General features: G+C 35.6%; 9 protein-coding genes. 2 read left to right on the forward strand and 7 right to left on the reverse strand.

Going from position 1 to position 17,710, the window contains the following annotated elements; translation table 11 throughout:
* Nucleotides 1–8: 8 nt before the first annotated feature.
* On the reverse strand, nucleotides 9–1,520 hold the full coding sequence (locus QLQ94_RS12315) for a RagB/SusD family nutrient uptake outer membrane protein (protein ID WP_271337105.1): 1,512 nt from the start codon (nucleotides 1,518–1,520) through the stop codon (nucleotides 9–11).
* A gap of 37 nt (nucleotides 1,521–1,557) precedes the next feature.
* Complete coding sequence (locus tag QLQ94_RS12320) at nucleotides 1,558–4,662, reverse strand: SusC/RagA family TonB-linked outer membrane protein (protein WP_271337106.1); 3,105 nt, start codon at nucleotides 4,660–4,662, stop codon at nucleotides 1,558–1,560.
* A gap of 1,493 nt (nucleotides 4,663–6,155) precedes the next feature.
* On the opposite strand from QLQ94_RS12320, the gene ltrA reads away from it, so the two are divergent.
* Nucleotides 6,156–7,388 carry a group II intron reverse transcriptase/maturase gene (gene ltrA, locus QLQ94_RS12325; protein ID WP_482499971.1) on the forward strand — a complete coding sequence of 411 codons (1,233 nt, stop codon included), beginning with the start codon at nucleotides 6,156–6,158 and terminating at the stop codon, nucleotides 7,386–7,388.
* 97 nt (nucleotides 7,389–7,485) lie between these two features.
* Here ltrA and QLQ94_RS12330 read toward each other — a convergent pair whose 3' ends face one another.
* The 4 genes from QLQ94_RS12330 to QLQ94_RS12345 form a co-directional block, all read right to left on the reverse strand.
* A complete protein-coding gene (locus QLQ94_RS12330) occupies nucleotides 7,486–8,841 on the reverse strand; it encodes a Gfo/Idh/MocA family protein (protein WP_271336437.1) in 1,356 nt (451 codons plus the stop codon).
* A gap of 126 nt (nucleotides 8,842–8,967) precedes the next feature.
* Nucleotides 8,968–10,287, reverse strand: coding sequence for a DUF3472 domain-containing protein (locus QLQ94_RS12335; RefSeq protein WP_271336364.1), 1,320 nt, complete (start codon nucleotides 10,285–10,287; stop codon nucleotides 8,968–8,970).
* 87 nt (nucleotides 10,288–10,374) lie between these two features.
* A complete protein-coding gene (locus QLQ94_RS12340; protein ID WP_271336365.1) occupies nucleotides 10,375–12,072 on the reverse strand; it encodes a RagB/SusD family nutrient uptake outer membrane protein in 1,698 nt (565 codons plus the stop codon).
* A 9-nt stretch (nucleotides 12,073–12,081) separates the two neighbouring features.
* The gene (locus QLQ94_RS12345) at nucleotides 12,082–15,165 is read right to left on the reverse strand and encodes a SusC/RagA family TonB-linked outer membrane protein (protein ID WP_271336366.1); all 3,084 of its coding nucleotides are present in this window, start codon (nucleotides 15,163–15,165) and stop codon (nucleotides 12,082–12,084) included.
* Nucleotides 15,166–15,813: 648 nt separating this feature from the next.
* On the opposite strand from QLQ94_RS12345, the gene QLQ94_RS12350 reads away from it, so the two are divergent.
* Nucleotides 15,814–16,470, forward strand: a complete 657-nt coding sequence (locus QLQ94_RS12350) for a sugar-binding protein (protein ID WP_271336367.1) — start codon at nucleotides 15,814–15,816, stop codon at nucleotides 16,468–16,470.
* Nucleotides 16,471–16,630: 160 nt separating this feature from the next.
* On the opposite strand, the gene QLQ94_RS12355 is transcribed toward QLQ94_RS12350, so the two are convergent.
* A complete protein-coding gene (locus QLQ94_RS12355; protein WP_427402516.1) occupies nucleotides 16,631–17,671 on the reverse strand; it encodes a LacI family DNA-binding transcriptional regulator in 1,041 nt (346 codons plus the stop codon).
* Nucleotides 17,672–17,710 lie beyond the last annotated feature (39 nt).

Genomic DNA, 17,710 nt, shown 5'->3' on the forward strand with positions numbered 1-17,710 from the left:
GACTTTTTTTATTGTCTGTCGGCGTTACTTAATTTAGGATTAAGATCGACCTGACTTTGCGGATAAGTATAATACTTATTTTGCGGCATTTTGACTTGTGCTGCTTCACCCACTCTTAGGTGATACGCATTGACAAGAACATCATATTTGTTCATTCTGATTAAATCCTGACGGCGTTTTCCTTCAAAGAAAAATTCCCATCCTCTTTCTTGTAAAATAGCATCTCTTAATGATGATTGCGTGTAATCTGATAGAACTAAAAGTTTAGCATGTGATCTTGCTTTTACTTTATTGATAAGATCTATCGCTTCTGTTGTTGGTCCGCTAATTTCGTTCAAAGCTTCGGCTCTGCTTAATAATACATCAGCATAACGCAATATGTTTACACTATGACCATCATAATAAGTAGTAGTTTCATCATCTGCGTATTTTCTGGTTGATACATCCGGCATATAAAGTTCGCCTTTTGGTGGTTGAGCGCCTAACGTAGGTGCTTGTTTGTGCAGTAAACCATCGCTGCCCATAAACTCAGGAAAAAAGCATTCTTTTCTTTCGTCTTCATTACCAAACGTGTTGAAGAAATCCCAGTTTACAGTATAATATTGCCATCTGTTTTGAACAACCGGATGATCCGTTGGCCCAAAGTGATTCAACAATTCCGTTCCGTTTGTATTGGCATCACTCAATGAAGAAAATATGTTTTCGCTGCACCATTTATTACTTTCTTTAAACAAACCTAAATAAGTAGGGAAAAGGCTGTACTCGTTTAGATTCATTACTTGTTGTGTCAAAGTAGCTACTTTAGGCCAATCATGACTGCGCAGATATAGTTTTGCCAATAAGGTAAGAGATGCACCTTTTGTAGCGCGTCCTACATCATTAGTTCCATAAATAGCATTTTCTTTGTAGTTAACAGGTAATACATCGGCAGCTTCAGTCAATTCTTTTATAATAAAAGTATCAATTTCTTCTACAGATGTTGGAGGTGTTTGATCTAAATAATTAGGATTTCCCAAATTAGCTTCGGTGATTAGAATTACCGGACCCCATGCATCCGTTAAATCCATATAAGCTGATGCTCTTAAGAACTTTGCTTCGGCTATAAATTGAGCTTTTTCGGCGGCTGTAATTCCACTCATTTTTGTAATGTTGAAGATCGCAAAGTTGGCATTGGCAATCAACTTATACATTGATTTCCAATCTTCCAGAAGTAAGCCGTTTGTCGAACTCCATGTACCTAAAGACAATTGTCCCGGATCTCCACCAAATTGACAATGTCCTAAATCTGTTGCAATATCTGTCAAAGCGAAGTGTCTTGTAGCCCAATACGAAAAGTTATCTCCCACAGATGGTCCTTTTAATCTGCCATAAATAGAATTGATCGACGCAATGGCATCTGATTTAGTTTGAAAACCATTGGTATTGGTCAAATTACTATACACCGTAGGCTCAAGATCCTGATTGCACGAAAATTGTGCACCGGCGGTAAGTAAAAGCAATAGTATTGTATATTTTTTCATTTTAATAAATTTAATGTTACTAAAAAAGCTTTTTAGACTAGTGAATTGCGACTTTTATTCCTAAAATAAACGTTCTTGAAGCCGGGAATGAGTTAAAATCGATTCCTCCGCCTAAGTTTTGTTTTGTAATATCAGTAGCAGAAAAATGCCCATTTACCTCAGGATCATTTCCAGAATACTTAGTAATCGTTAGTAAATTCTGACCTATAGCATACAATCTTATACTATCTATAAACTTCGCTTGTTTTAGTACACTTTCCGGAATAGAATATCCAATAGAAACATTTTTCAGACGGATATAAGAAGCATCTTCAACAAATTTTGAATTCACATAACTTCCGTATTTACTTTTGTAGTAACCATCTCTCGGAATGTCTGTGTTTTCATTTGTACCGGCAACCCAACGATTCAAAGCATCTGTACTTGTAGAGGATTCACCTACCATTTTAGTCATATTATAAACAGAATAATCGAAAGCTCCCTGAAAGAAAATATTCAAATCAAAGTTTCCAAATCTAAAATCATTGTTTAATCCGGCAGTGTAATGTGGCGTAGAATTTCCCAAATATGTTCTGTCATCCGCATTTATAACTCCGTCGCCATTAACATCTACATATTTTGGATCTCCAGCTACAGAAAGAGGCTGAGCGGCATAAGTTTCTCCGGTTTTGATTACTCCCGCATATTTATAGCCGTATAGTTCACCCATTTCTTTTCCGGGTACCAATCTTGTAAATTCCTGACCGGAAACAGTACCGCTTGGGTTAGAAGTATTGGCACTAATAATTTTAACATTGTCAGCAAGCGATATAATTTCCTGCTTATTATAGGCAACATTTAAGGATGTTGTCCAGGTAAATTTATCATTTCTGAAATTTGTACTGCTAATACCCAATTCGATTCCTCGGTTTTGTATTGTTCCTGAGTTGACTCTTTGAACATCAAATCCCCACCATCCTCCAACAGGAACATTTAAAAGGGCATCAGTCGTTCTTTTTTCGTAAACATCTATTGTTGCGGTAAGTTTGTCGTTGAAGAATCCCATATCCAGACCAAAGTTGGTTTGAGCAGTTTGTTCCCATTTCAAATCCGGGTTTGCCAGGTTATTTGGTTCTGTACCACCAACAAAATTGCCCGGACCAATTGTTACTCCCCAAGAGGTTAGTCTGTTCATATAAGCATAATCTCCAATACCGTCATTTCCTGTAATACCATAACTGGCTCTTAACTTAAGCTCAGAGAAAGTATTTAATTTTTGAATAAACGATTCATTTGTCATTTTCCAGGCAATGGCTCCTGAAGGGAAAATTCCGAATTTATTGTTTGGACCAAAACGGGAAGATCCATCTTTTCTAATCGTAAACGAAAGTAAATACTTATCATCAAAAGCATAATTTAATCTACTAAAGTATGAAGTAAGTTTAGTCTCTGTTTTTTCAGTTTCAGGTTTCAAATAAACCGCTGCACCCTGAAGGTTATAGTACGTCAACAAATCGTTAGAAAAACCGGAACCCGAAGCTTTCATTCGCTCATAAGTATCTTTTTGGTTTGATGTTCCTATCATTGCAGAGAAAGAATGTTGCTCTTTTATATTGAATTTATAGGTTAAATATTGTTCAGTACTCCATCTAAAATAGGTTTTGTTCTCCTCAGATCCGGTTCCGTTTAGAGCAGCTCCGGCAACCAGTGTTCTGGGAGTATATTTTCCCTGAATGTTTTCCTGCCATTCAGCACCTGCTCCAAAATGATACGTTAGACCTTTAATGATTTCGTAATCCAAAAACATATTTCCGTTCACCAATCTGTTGATAGTATGATCTGTTGGTTCCAATAAAAGTGCTAATGCATTGTCTTTTCCCTGATATTTATAGTACGATCCGTCGGCATTATAAATAGGAAGATTAGGAGCAGCAGTTTGGATAGAATACATTGGAGATAAAATATTGTCCCCAAAGTCACTATTATGACCTTCACTTGAAGCGCCATATACATTGACCCCCATATTTAATTTTTCGTTAAATCTTTTCTCGCTACCCATTCTCACAGTATATCGGGTAAAATCTGTATTCTCTAAAGCACCTGTTTGTTTTAAATAATTTCCGGAAAGAAAAAATTTAGAAGTTTTATCGCTTCCGCTAAAAGTAATCGTTCTGTTGATTACTTCTCCCGGACGGGTTGCCGCCTTAAACCAGTTGGTATTTGCAACAGGAAAACTTGATGGAAAAACCGGAGGTCTGCCGTTTTCAACTGCAATTGCATTCTGGATATCGGCATATTGTTGTCCGTTTAATAAAGAGGGTTCCTTGATTATACTCTGAAAACCATCTGAAATTTCCGCTTCAACCTGCATTTTACCTGATTTTCCTTTTTTAGTTGTAATTAAAATTACCCCATTTCCACCTCGTGCACCATAAATAGCGGTAGACGAAGCATCTTTTAAGATCTGGATGTTTTCAATATCATTTGGACTAATTTGTGCACCTGTACTTGTAATAAATCCGTCAACAACATACAATGGCGCATTAGAAGTATTCAGTGAGTTTCCTCCTCTAATCACAATCGACGGGCTGCTTCCCGGAGCATAACTGTTTTGTTGTACCTGAACTCCAGAGGCACGACCTTGCAAAGCCTGACCAACATTAGAAATTGTTCCGCCTAAGTTTAAATTGTCTTTACCAATAGAACTTACAGAACCTGTTAAATCTTTTTTCTTTGCTTTACCGTAACCTACGACAACTTCTTCTAATTTTTGTCCCACTTCTTTTAGTACAACTTTTAGAGGAGCGCTTCCAATGGTTACTTCCTGATCTTCCATACCAATGTATGTTACGATCAGTTTAGTCACATTATCAGCAACCGTAATGGCAAAGCTTCCGTCAACATCTGTTTGCACACCATTGGCGCTGCCTTTTACAATAACGTTTGCACCGGCAATAGGTAATCCGTTTTGATCCGTTACTTTTCCTTTTACGGTTTTTTCAAAAAATATCGAAGTACTGTTTTTGTATGATGTATTTATTGATGTAGCCGCTGAAGCTTGAAATGTAAAAGCTAATAAGGAAAGAAGTGTGAGTTTGATTTCTTTACCAGCCAGATTGTTAATCCGAAAATCTCTAGGTTTTTTTTGGGTTAATAATTTCATACTTTAAATGGTTTTGGTTAATGATTAATTTGTTCTTTTTGTTTGTAAGTTTTAGATTTCTTTTTTTACTGGAAAATTCATTTTGTGTGTTATTTGGTTTTTAATAAAATTGTTCCTTCTTATAAAATTGCGACTTCGTTTTCTGAATCTAATTGTTGGTTATTTTTTCTGTTTTTATTTGTTTTCGAAGTGCAAAATCCTCCTTAAAAATTTCTTAATTAACTTAGTTTTAAGATTAATACCTGACGAAACTATCGATTATATTTTTATTAAACAAGAAAAAACAATAAAAATGTGCTCGAACACACAAAATTAATGTTCTCGAGCACATAAAATTATGTAAAACGTTTTTTTTGACTTAAAATCGTACGATTCGTTTAGAATATTTTAGAAATAAAAGACCTTCTGGATTTGAGGTTTTTTTATGCTAAATTGTTATTTGGTTTTATTGTAATTGAATTTTATGTAAAACATTATGAATTTCGCAACTATAGAATTGAATGATTCATAATTAAAAGGTTTTTCTTATAGGTTTATTTGGCAGTAAAATGACCTTTATCAGATTTTATTAAAGGGATTGTTAAGCTTAATTTTCATTAATACGAAACCTCCTAAAAATTGACCAGAAAAAGGATGGTTTTTTAGATGATATTCAGAATTTTGAAAATTAAATAATCATAAAAATTAAGATTAAAAAAGAAGGGTAAAGGGTAAGTCATTTTAGGAGAGAAAGGATCCCAAAATTCTAAATTTAATTTGGGGGATATGAAGTAAATTAATAACCGGTTTTTTGTTTTTATTTCGCTTTTTAAAAAAAAGGTATTTAAAAATCTCATTGTTGATTATCAAAGAAATAGACAAAAAAAGGGAAAGGATACTTATTCAAGTATCCTTTCCCTGCTTGTGTGCCCAGCATGGGCGATAACTCTAGGGTGTAAGTCCCGAACACACCTTTACAGTGGGAAGTGTTAGCTGAATGCAAGGGTGTCCATCGCGAGGTGGAATCTGAAGGAAGCAATAGGCAAACTCTTGGCCTGACGGAGAGAAACTATATACAAGGCCAGAAATGTTGGATAAAGTTGCAAGCCAAACTGAAGTCCCAAACTGTACGGAAGCATGATGGTAAATATAGCAGGCATATGAGAGGAAAGTTATCGTTCTTACCTGGGGAGGTCTTATAGACATAGGGAAGTTTTTTTTTTACAGCACTATGGATTAACAATTGCTATAAGAAGTCAGCAGAGGTCATAGTAGGTACTGGAAATGAGTACTGAAGGACTGAACTTAATTAAGTGAGTAGTAAATGAATGTTACCCATGAAGGAACGAATGCAGAAAATATCAAAGAATTTTGATAACTGTCTTGGGAAGGATAGGACGGAATCCGACAGCTACCAGGGAGTGCAGACCTTTATTGGGATAGCTGAAAACAACCTCACAGAAGTACATTTAGGTCAGGGGAAACTCTTAGAGCTAATCCTAAGTTCCCCCAATATGAATCTGGCTTATAAAAGAGTCAGATCCAATAAAGGAAGTTTTGGAATAGACAAGTTGTCCACTGAGAATTTATTAGAATGGCTCTTAGAACATAAAGAGTTGTTGATTGAATCGCTAGAGAACGGGAAATACAAACCTCAGGCCGTTCGAAGAGTTGAGATACCTAAAGAGGGAGGTAAAACAAGGTCACTTGGTATCCCTAGTGTTGTAGACCGCCTAGTCCAACAAAGTATTGCCCAAATCCTAACCCCTATTTACGAACAAGAATTCCTTACAAGCAGCCATGGCTTTAGACCTAAAAGAGGTTGCCATACTGCTTTGAAAGAAGTAGAAAATCACCTCAATGATAAGTACAGTTATGTAGTGGATCTAGACTTAGAGAAATTCTTTGACACTGTGAATCACAGTAGGCTTATAGAACTACTATCAAAGAAAGTCAAAGACCCACGAGTGATATCACTTATCCATAAATATCTCAGAGCTGGTGTTGTTGTGGGGAACAAATTCGAAGAAAGTGTACTGGGTGTTCCTCAAGGCGGTCCATTAAGTCCATTGTTGAGCAATATAATGCTTCACGAATTGGATAAAGAGCTGGCTAGACGCGGACATCGATTTGTACGTTATGCAGATGATTGCTTAATCTTCTGTAAAAGCAAGAGAGCATGTCTTCGTGTCAAAGAAAGTATAACTGCGTTTATTGAAAGCGTATTATACTTAAGGGTAAACAAGGAGAAAACTACGGTTGGGTATATAAAAGGAAAGAAATTCCTTGGATATAGCTTCTATAACAAAAGTAAAGGGAAATGGGGGCTATGTGTACATCCAAAGAGTTATAGTAAACTCAAAGACAGGTTAAAGGAAATTACTAACCGCAGTAATGGTATGGGGTATCAAAAGACCAAAGAACTCTTACGATATTACTTGCAGGGTTGGGTATCCTATTTTAAACTAGCCGATATGTCAGGCAAGATTAAACGTATAGATGAATGGCTTCGATTTAGAATACGAATGTTGATATGGAAAAGCTGGAAGAAGATAAGTACTAAATACAACAATCTTCGAAAGATTGGAGTTAAAGACAATCAGGCTTATCAATGGGCTAATACTCGAAAGGGATATTGTCGAACTGCGCTGAGTCCAATTCTACAAACAACTCTATCAACACGAACACTAAGCAAAGCAGGATATACGTTCCTGACTGACATGTACCTAAAATGTATCGTAAATTAAGAACCGCCTTGGTACGGATCCGTATGCCAGGTGGTGTGGAAGGTCACCTAGGGAACTAATCCCTAGGTTCCTATCCGATTGCTAACCACCAAAATATTTACTCTGAAAACTCTAATTTTTGTAATTTATTCCAGCCTCCACGAGTGAAATCAGGAATTTCTACAGGAACAGAACCTTTATCCAGAGAAATTTCTGTTAACGGACCTAAACAAGACCATTCTGCAAGATCGTAAACATCCATATCAAGCGGAAGTCCTTTTTGCAGGCAGTGAATTAATCTGTAATCCATTACGAAATCCATTCCGCCGTGACCGCCTACTTTTTTAGCCTGCTCTTCAATGTCTTTAACGATCGGATGTTTGTATTTTGCCATTAGTGCTTTTTTAACCTCTTCAGGAACAAAAGAGTGTGCGCTTAGTTTTTCGTGATTTGGTTTTACATCATCGCCTAATGCTGCACCATCTAAGGCATAACCTTCTAACGGATATTTGTTTGCAAAACCTTTCGTTCCGCTTAACTGATACATTCTGCTGTATGGTCGGGGAGAAGTAACGTCATGCTGAATTTGGATTGTTTTTCCGTTTTCGGTACGAATCATTGTCATAGTGTGATCTCCGTTTCTAAAATCTTTAATTTCCTGTCCCGATTTTTCTTTGATATAGGCAGGATTTCCAACTGCTTTTGTATCCATAGAAACCAGGAAATTCATTTTGTCACCACGATGAATATTCAATGCCTGACACGCTGGCCCCATCCCATGAGTCGCATAAACATCACCGCGGTGTTTAATGTTGTAATCCATTCTCCAGTTGTTCCAGTATTCGCCCCAAAAAGGCTGAAGTCCGTGAATGTATGATCCTTCGGCATGAAGAATTTCTCCAAATAATCCTTGCTGTGCCATATTTAATGTCGTCAATTCGAAGAAATCGTAAACGCAATTTTCAAGCTGCATACAGTGTTTACGTGTTTTCTCAGAAGTATCAATAAGATCCCAGATTTCTTTCATGGTCATTGCTCCCGGAACTTCAATGGCAACGTGTTTACCGTCTTTCATTGCCTGAACTCCAATTAATGCATGGTGTTTCCAATCTGTAGCGATATAGACTAAATCTACGTTTGGTAATGCCGTTACTTTTTTCCAGGCATTTTCATCTCCAAAAAATTCCTGTGCTTTAGGAAGTCCTTGTTTGGTTAAAATCTCATTGGCTGATTGTGTATTTTTTTCTGACATATCACAAAGTGCAACTATTTCTACACCAGGAATATGTGTCATGCGTTCTACTGCTCCCGGGCCACGCATTCCTAAACCAATAAAAGCCACACGAACTGTTGGAATTGGTGCTGTAGCCAAACGCAAAACATCTTGCTGACCTTTAGGGCGGGTTGGTGTTTTGGTCTTAATCATTTGTGCCGATGCAATTGTTCCTGCAAACAAAATGCAAACGACTAACATGAATTTTAAAATAGTAGTTCTCATAATTTAATTAATTTGATTTGAAATAATGATAATCTGAATACAAATTATCAGGCAAAATTGTTTTTTGTTATTGTTATTGTTTCGTTTTTAGAATCTCTCTTTTTAAGGTAAATTCGAAAAATTTATTTCTGGTTTTTTATGGTTTAAAGGTCTTGTGAAAGTAGTTTTTGGTGTGGTGTAATTATTGAAAAAGCCTCCGTTTTTTAAATAAAAGTAATCCTTATCAAGTCCGCCGGCAAAATCCATTCGATATCCTTTTGTACCAGTATTATCTGTTGTAAAACGTACTGAATTTATTTCGACCCAAATATCTTTATCATCGCAAACCCATTGATTGTTGAATAGTACTTTACGCGATAAATCGCCTTGTTCCGGAATAAAATTTTCTAAAAACGAATGAAACCTTTTAAGATAAGTACTGGTTTCAGGACGATTAAAACTCGCTATTAACAGCCATTTCTGCAGTTCTGGTGCATAAAAATAGGCAGTGTAAGTAGTTGTATTATTGTTTTGAGGAAACCCTTGTAATAAAAACTTATAAGTCGTTCCTGCTTTCCAATTGTACTTGAGGTAGCTTTGACCTCCTGAGCCTTCATTACCAAATTCTCCGGTGTGTACATTATCGCCTTTTTTTAGCATTTTAATCTTGTGGGTTTCCGGAATACTTGCGGGATCATCTGTTGTAAATGGACTCCAGACAGAGAATAAAACTCTTCTTTCTGAGGCTGAATTTACCTGGATGCCAAAATACCCTTCGCCAAAACCATTCGCCATAAAATAGGAACCTATTTTGTCTTCGTTTTCGGGAACGGTAAGTTCGTTATAATACCACTTTGCTTTTATATTTTCAGGAACCTGATAGTTTAAATGAACTGATGGTCCGCGGCGTCCCCAATGATAAAAGTTGCCTTCGTTGTTGGGTACATAAGATATTTTTACGTTATCATCACTTGAAATTGTTAAGCGGTCAATAGACGGAAATTGTTCTCCGGTTTTATTAATTCCTTTTATTTTTAGCGCAACGTAACCTTCCTTATTTATCTTCCAGGATCCTATTGCAATCGCTTTTTTTGAGGCGGTAAATTTTACTTTTTTCGATTCATTATTGATCGAAAATTCCAATTCTGATTTTCCAAAAACCTGTACAGATTCTTCTACAGTAATTTGAAATGTTCCCGCTTTAGAAACTCTGAAATAAACGGTAAAAAACTCTTCAGGATTTTTCCAGTTTTCAATGCCATTATCAGTAACAGTATTGTTTTCGTCCTCGTGTTTAGAGCTGTAAGCATTGCCGGCAAGTGGCAGCGAAATTTTGACTTTTGGATTTTCTATGTTCATTGTTTTTATCACCTTTTCTTTGCCTGAAGCAACAGAAAAGAACATTAAAAAAGACGCAAGATAGAGATAGAATATTTTTTTCATTTTACAGGGAATTAAGTTTTTTTTGAAATTCCTCTCTAATCAAACCAAATTAGAGAGGCTTCAAAAAACAAAACTACTTCTAAACAATTATGGGTTTTGAGTCAGAGTTCCCGGATAGGCATTAATTTCTGACTGCGGAATATATTGTACGACTCTTAAGCTTGAAGCTGGCCAGTCGATCATTGGTAAATGTGGACCAGGATAATGACGTGTCATAGTCTGACCATTTCTGTACACATCATAACCTCTATGTGCTTCAAATGCGAGTTCTAACTGACGTTCTTCATCTACTCGCTGTACAGCATTTGTATTGTCTAATGATGTATAACCTCCACCAACAATCGATCTTTCTCGAATAATGTTTAAGTTGGCTAAAGCGCTATTATAATCTCCTTTTTTTACATAGGCTTCCGCCATATTCAAATACATCTCGGCCAATCTTGAAATAGAAGGAGAGTAAAGGTGAGAGTCATTATTTTGCAAAGAACACTTAGTAATGTAATACATAGGATATACACGATTTAATAACATCATATAATCTTTTTCTCCTGTATAGGTTTTGCCTTCATATAGAATCGAATATTGATTTTCGGCTGCGTTTACTGGGGTTAAGTTATAATCAACAGTTCCTATTGTGATATAAAATGTACCATTAGAATTTGTTTTCAAAGGCTGTTGCATATAGTTATAACCAGTTTGTGTGCCGCCGGTATTCTTGATGTCATAAATAAAACGGAATGCCTGAGTTTTGTTTCCTGCATCGTCTGTTGTGTACTGAGGATCGATAAAAGCCCAACGAGCATCTTTTTTTAAACCTGATTTTCTTAATAAATCCAGGTATTTTGCACTCGCATACATTTCGCCCCAGCCCTGGCCTTGAATATTAGCATACATACCACCAATTCCGTAATAATGATCGTAGCCTGAAAATTCTGACGCTACTCTTTTAACGGCAAAAATAGTTTCGGTTTGTTCATTAGAATCCGGTGCATAAGTATTGAATTTCATAAAACTGTCGCGGTTTAGTAATTTATACTTTCCGCTTGTAATTACTTTATTAGCATATTCAATAGATTGTGTTGCATATTCCTGATTCGGATTTTCATAGGTACCACTCATATATAAGTATACCCTGGAGAGCATTGCCTGAGCAGCTTCCTTACCGGCATACGATGCTGATTTGTCAACGGTCATTAGAGATTCAGCTTTTTTTAAATCGCTGATGGCTTGTGCGTAAGTATCTTTTACTGTTGATCTGTCAGGTAGCGTTAGATTGATTAAGTCTGCCGGTAAACCATTTACAATTGGCACTCCTAAATTAGTTTCAGGAGATTGTGAGTAAGGTCTCCCGTAAGTACGGCAGAGGTAAAAATAAATCATACCTCTTAAATAATAGGCTTCACCAAGCTGTTGGTTAACAGCAGGACTTTCTCCCTCTGACATCATTTTGATCAAATCACTTGATTGCGAAACAATTTTATAGCTGTTATTCCAGAAAACAGATAATCTGTCATTGTTAGGAATATGTTGATAGGAGATAAATGAGTAAAATGAATCTGTAGAAGTTCCTCTAATCATGATATTATCGCCAGGATATTCTCCAAGTCTGTGCATAACATCAGACCATCCTTTTAATTGCGCGTAACAGCCATTTAATAAAACCTCTACAGCCGCTACTTTATCTTGTTCTATTTTGTCTTTTGTGTATGCATTAAAAGGTTCTCTGTCTAAATCACATGAGGACAGGAAACTAATTGCCATACATAATATAAATATCTTTTTCATGATTTTGTTTTAAAGAGTTAAGTTAAGTCCCAATACAATTTTGCGAGTTGAAGGATACACATGCGTTGCAACACCAGAAATAATATATTGCTGTGTTGTACTATTGTAAGTAGGAGGAAGCTCAGGATCTACACCGGAATAATGACTAATGGTAAAAAGATTCTCTCCGGCGATGTACAATCTCAGGTTTGAGATATGAAGGCGTTGAATAGGTACATTATATCCAAAAGTAATACTTCGCATTTTTAAGTACGTTCCGGTTTCTAAGAAACGTGAAGAAGCTTTGTTAGACTGACTATTGTTGTCATAAAGTGCCTGTGGATGTGTTGCGATATCACCCGGTTTTTCCCAACGGCTCCATCCGCTATGCAGTTTCATTTGGTTTCTGTCATTATAAGCACCATCTGAATCAAATTCGGCTCTGGCATAATTATAAATTTCGCCCCCAACAGAATAGCTAAAAATCGCCGAAAAATCGAAATTCTTATAATTTAAGCTGGTAGAGAACCCTCCAAAAAAGTCCGGAGTATACGTTCCTATTGCTTTTTGATTTTTAGAAGCCTCACCGTAATTGCTCGTTTTTATACGCTCTCCGGCAGCATCTGTAGTGTACCATTGTGGTTTTCCGTTTGTGGGATCAACACCAGCCCATTCTGTTAAGTACCAACTGTCAACATCTTTTCCGGGAGTTAATAATTTGCTTGCTGAACCGGCAACACCGCTGCCATCTCCTACAATAATTTGTTGTTTGTCTCCGTACAGATTTGTTACCTTGTTTTTATTGGTACCGATATTAGCATCTACAGACCAGTTAAAATTATCGCCTTTAATGATATCAACATTAACCGAAGCTTCAAAACCTCGATTGTTTACCGCACCTACATTTCTCCAGATACCCGTAACCCCAATAACTCCCGGAAGCGGTACATAGTATAATAGATCAGAAGTATTTTTATTGTAATAGTCCAAAGTAATGTTTACTCGTTTAAAGAAGCTTACATCTAAACCAACTCCGCTTGTAAAAGTTTTTTCCCAGCTCAAATCAGGATTAGCCAATTGCGAGATTAAAGCTCCCGGGGTTTCATTATAACTATTTTTCGAAAAAGAGTACAAAGGTAGATGAGGATACAAACTTTCTGGTCGATTTCCTACAGAGCCATAACTGGCTCTAAGTTTTAAGTTATTGATATAGCCCGCGTGAAAGAAAGCTTCGTTATGAATGTTCCATCCGCCACTTATAGAGTAAAAGTTACCATATTGTGCATTTTTACCAAAGTTAGATGCTCCGTCACGACGAAAAGACACCTGCGCCAAATAACGATTATCATACGAATAATTTACATTCGATAATAAAGATTGCACCGCCCATTGTTGTCTTCCGCCGCCTACTTTTTCAGGAACAGCGGCAGCATCAGGAGCTATAATTCCGGGAGGAATTCCAGTAGCTACTCCTTGAGTAAATTTTCGGTTATATTCATTCCACTCATAACCGGCAACAGCGTTAAAAGTATGTTTGCCAAATGATTTATTGAATTTTAATAATTGATTGGTATAGATTCTATTGTAATTATCCACGTTATCTTCGATCCTGCCTTTCACAGCTAAACCGTTAGAAGATCTGGGATCTGTATAAGCAGTTGAGTTTGAATTGCTAAAAATGTAATTGTTTACAGAAGAGAAAGTCAGCCAGCTTGTGAATTTAAGGTCGAAATCAAGATTCGCTCTCACTAAATAGGTTTCAGATTCAGCATAATTCCATTGCAAATCATACAAATAATTTGATCCGGTGGTGTTTACCCAAGTTGGGTTTGGAGCATTTCCCACCAAAGAACCATCTTCCAGATAAGGACTATCCCAAGGCATATTTCCGTACAAAGCTCCAACGCTATGTTGTTTATCATTAGTTGATTCTCTGGTTAGATTAATTTGTGGTCTTAAGGCAAACCAACTGATTGGTTTATACTCAAATTTCATAAGGCCATTGTACTTTTTGTAATCATAACCTTTAATAGCTCCGGTTTCTTTATATACACCAACAGATACGTAACTTTTAAAGTTTTCACTTCCGCCACTTATCGATAAGTTATAATCTTCTGCAATACCAGTTTGAGTAGCATTGTCCCACCAGTCAAAGTTTTTATTTCTTAATTCAGGATTCCACCACCAAACATTTTGAAAAACTTCTTTGTTTTCAAATGAATCATATAAATCATATAATTCAGCCCCATTCATGATTTTAAAATTTCCGTTGTTTAAAGTCGTCATGGCTGTTTTGGCAGAAAAACTAATAACAGCTTTTCCGGATTTTCCGCTTTTAGTCGTCACGAGAATTACACCGTTTGCACCCTGCGAACCATAAACCGCTGTAGAAGCCGCATCTTTAAGAACCGTCAACGTTTCAATATCAGATGGATTCATGTTAGCAGAGCTATTCCCCACAATAACACCATCAATTACCCATAAAGGATCTGTACTTCCGTTAACGGTGGTTTTTCCTCTAATGACTATTTTGGCTACTGCTCCCGGCTGACCTCCACCCGTGTTTACGTATACTCCGGACGCTTTACCAGCCAGCATGTTTTCGACAGAAGGAGTAGTTACATCAACAATTTTTTTACTGTCTAAGGTTTGTAATGATCCTGTTAAGCTTTCTTTTTTGATTTTGCTGTAACCTACAATAACAACCTCATTCATTTGTTCGCCGGCCTCTTTCATAACGATATTAAGATTCCCTTTTCCCGCTGCTATTTCCTGATTTTCCATCCCAAGAAACGAAAAGATCAGCACAGCACCTTCACTTAGAACTTCAATAGCAAAACTCCCGTCCATATCAGTTTGTACTCCTTTTGTTGTGCCCTTTATGATAACATTTACTCCGGGAATCGGAATGCCTTTTTGATCGACAACCTTACCCTTTACTATTTTTTGAAATACAGATAAATTGGTTTCGTTTACCGGAATCTTATCAGATGGTGCAGCTGTAGAAATTTGAAAACTTAAAGACATTACTGAAAGTAATGTTACTTTAAAACTTTTTTCAAGTACAGCATGTAACCTTAAATTTCCGGTTTTTTTTGAGAATGCTTTTTTCATACTCTTCGTTTGGTTTTGGTTAATGAATGTGTTTCAGTTCAGTTTCTTAAAAAAATACCACTTTACTTTTTGTATATAATTTTCTTCTGTTATAAAGACTAAAAATGAGATTAATAGGGTTAAAAAGAAGAAATAAAAGCGTAGAATATTTTTATAATACGACGAAACTATTGATTATATTTTTACTAAACAAGAAAAAAACAAAAAAATGTGCTCGAACACATATATTTTATGTTCTCGAGCACATAAAATTATACATCCTATATTTTTAAACATAAATTATTGATTTTTTTTCTAAAACAAGACACAAAAAGCACATTCCTGTATTTTATGCTTAGTTACGGGTATTTTGATTTATTTTTAAATATTGAAAAATACTGGTTTATATTTGTATGAATATCGTAATTAGTATTCGATTTAATTGATAATACATCAAAGTTTATTATTTTATAAATAGTAGGTTTTTTCTTTGTTTTAGTTGTTGTTGCAAAATAAAAGAACAGAAAAAAACAAGCAATTTTTCAAATAAAAGGATCTCTTATATTAGTACTTAAAAAAAGAACAAAAATGGAAGTGGTTTTTTGTTGTTTTTTAATTTTAAAAATTATCTTTTACCTATTTTTATATCAATTAAATTTTCTTAAAATTATGAGCTTAATTTCTAAAGATTATCAACTGTATTTCATTAATAAAAATGGAAATAAAAATGCTGACTTTTCTAATTTGTCTTTTTGGAAAGATGCTAATTGTTTGACTGATTTTTCTTCTCCCTGGGAAAATGATTCGTTTTCAAAAATTGAATTTAGGGCGCTTCACGATCTTGAAAATTTCTACTTTAAGTTCAGGGTTTTTGATACTGATATCTACATTGATAAAAAAGATGATAGTTTTGAAAGTATAGGAAACTCAGATCGTGTAGAGTTGTTCTTTAGAACAAATGAATCTCTCAATCCTTACTATTGCTTAGAAATTGATACATCTGGAAGAATAATGGATTTTAAAGCGCGCCCAAACAAGGATTTTGATTTTAATTGGAAATGGCCTAAGAATGATATAGAAGTAAAAACGTCTAAAGATGAAACTTCCTTTATTGTTTCAGGACGAATTAGTATTCAATCCTTAAAAGATTTGAACTTAATTCATAATAATACAATTGAAACAGGAGTTTTCAGTGCAAAATTTTCTCTGGTCGAAAATCTGCAATACAAACCAACCTGGATTTCATGGGTAAACCCAAATACTGAAACACCTAATTTTCATATAGCTTCTTCGTTTGGAAGATTTATTTTGAGCCCACTGATTTAGCGGATTTAAGCTGGTCTTCGCTGACTTCAATTTGTGGAATTTTTAAAAGAATCTGCTCGATCTGTTCAATCTGTGAGCTAAAAAAATTACCCACAGATTTAGCGGATTTAAACGGATTTTCGCTGATTTATTGTGCGGAATTTACAACCCGTGGGCAATCTTACGATATGTAAAATGAAGCATTCTCCGCATTGATAATATCAATAGGCAATAAAATAGTTTCCGGGATATCTTTCCTGAATAAAAAATGCTCTATCAAAGTACTAACACCTAAATAAGCTTGTCTTTTTTGATTTTGATGAATTAGAAAATGAACCAATCCCTGATTCAGGAAGTTCACATTTTTTTCGACTAAGTCATAACCAATAAGTGCAATTTTTTTATTTTTTAATGGAGATAGAATAGAGGCAATCTGATAGGCTTTTGAAGTCGTGATGAAGATTCCTTTTAAGTGTGGGTTTTCTTCTAAAAAGGCAGAAAACTTACTTTCGACATTTGGATGTTTTAATTTTAGAGTAGTTAAAGAAAATCCTGCGATCTTTTTTTCGTCAAAATAATTTCTAAAGCCTTTTTCCTTTTCCTGCATATGGACTGCATTTTTCAGGCTTTCATCAATATGGATAATTGCAATTTGACCTTCGCTTAGAATCAGGTTCATTAAACTTGCTGCGACACGTCCGCTTTTATACAAATCCTGTCCAACAAAACCCTTAATAGATTCTCCTTCGATTTGATTATTAAAAGTATTCACTATAATTTCCAACTCGTCGTATTGTTTTACAATTTCCAGTGTTTCCTTATGAAATAACGGAGCGATCAAAACAGCATCAGGAGATTGTTTGATTATGGTTTCATTAGTATTCATAAACGATTTCGTGCTTTCAGGATTAAAGTAATGAGTCTCGATAATCACACTATAGGCTTTAAATTCTGTTATAGCTTCCTGAATCCCGTTAACACAAGGAAGCCAGTAAGGATCAATTTCCGGATCCGGAAGTAAAACGCAAATACGGTAAACTTTGGTGTTTTTTAAATTTCGGGCAATTAAGTTCGGCTCATAATCAATGACATTTAAAACCTCATTTATTTTATCCAGAGCCGTTGGAGATACTTTTCCTCTATTATGCAATACCCTGTCTACAGTTCCTTTCGAAACTCCAGCCATTTTTGCTATATCCTTAATTGTGTACTTTTTATCCATATGAGCAAATATAGAAACTTTGATTTAATAATTTAAAAA

This window comes from Flavobacterium sp. B114r, assembly GCF_056824125.1.

Excerpts from the sequence above, each read along its gene's own strand:
- QLQ94_RS12340 (WP_271336365.1), bottom strand. The coding sequence starts at position 12,072 with ATGAAAAAGATATTTATATTATGTATGGCAATTAGTTTCCTGTCCTCA.
- ltrA (WP_482499971.1), top strand. The coding sequence starts at position 6,156 with ATGAATCTGGCTTATAAAAGAGTCAGATCCAATAAAGGAAGTTTTGGA.
- QLQ94_RS12315 (WP_271337105.1), bottom strand. The coding sequence starts at position 1,520 with ATGAAAAAATATACAATACTATTGCTTTTACTTACCGCCGGTGCACAA.
- QLQ94_RS12330 (WP_271336437.1), bottom strand. The coding sequence starts at position 8,841 with ATGTTAGTCGTTTGCATTTTGTTTGCAGGAACAATTGCATCGGCACAA.
- QLQ94_RS12350 (WP_271336367.1), top strand. The coding sequence starts at position 15,814 with ATGAGCTTAATTTCTAAAGATTATCAACTGTATTTCATTAATAAAAAT.
- QLQ94_RS12335 (WP_271336364.1), bottom strand. The coding sequence starts at position 10,287 with ATGAAAAAAATATTCTATCTCTATCTTGCGTCTTTTTTAATGTTCTTT.
- QLQ94_RS12355 (WP_427402516.1), bottom strand. The coding sequence starts at position 17,671 with ATGGATAAAAAGTACACAATTAAGGATATAGCAAAAATGGCTGGAGTT.
- QLQ94_RS12345 (WP_271336366.1), bottom strand. The coding sequence starts at position 15,165 with ATGAAAAAAGCATTCTCAAAAAAAACCGGAAATTTAAGGTTACATGCT.
- QLQ94_RS12320 (WP_271337106.1), bottom strand. The coding sequence starts at position 4,662 with ATGAAATTATTAACCCAAAAAAAACCTAGAGATTTTCGGATTAACAAT.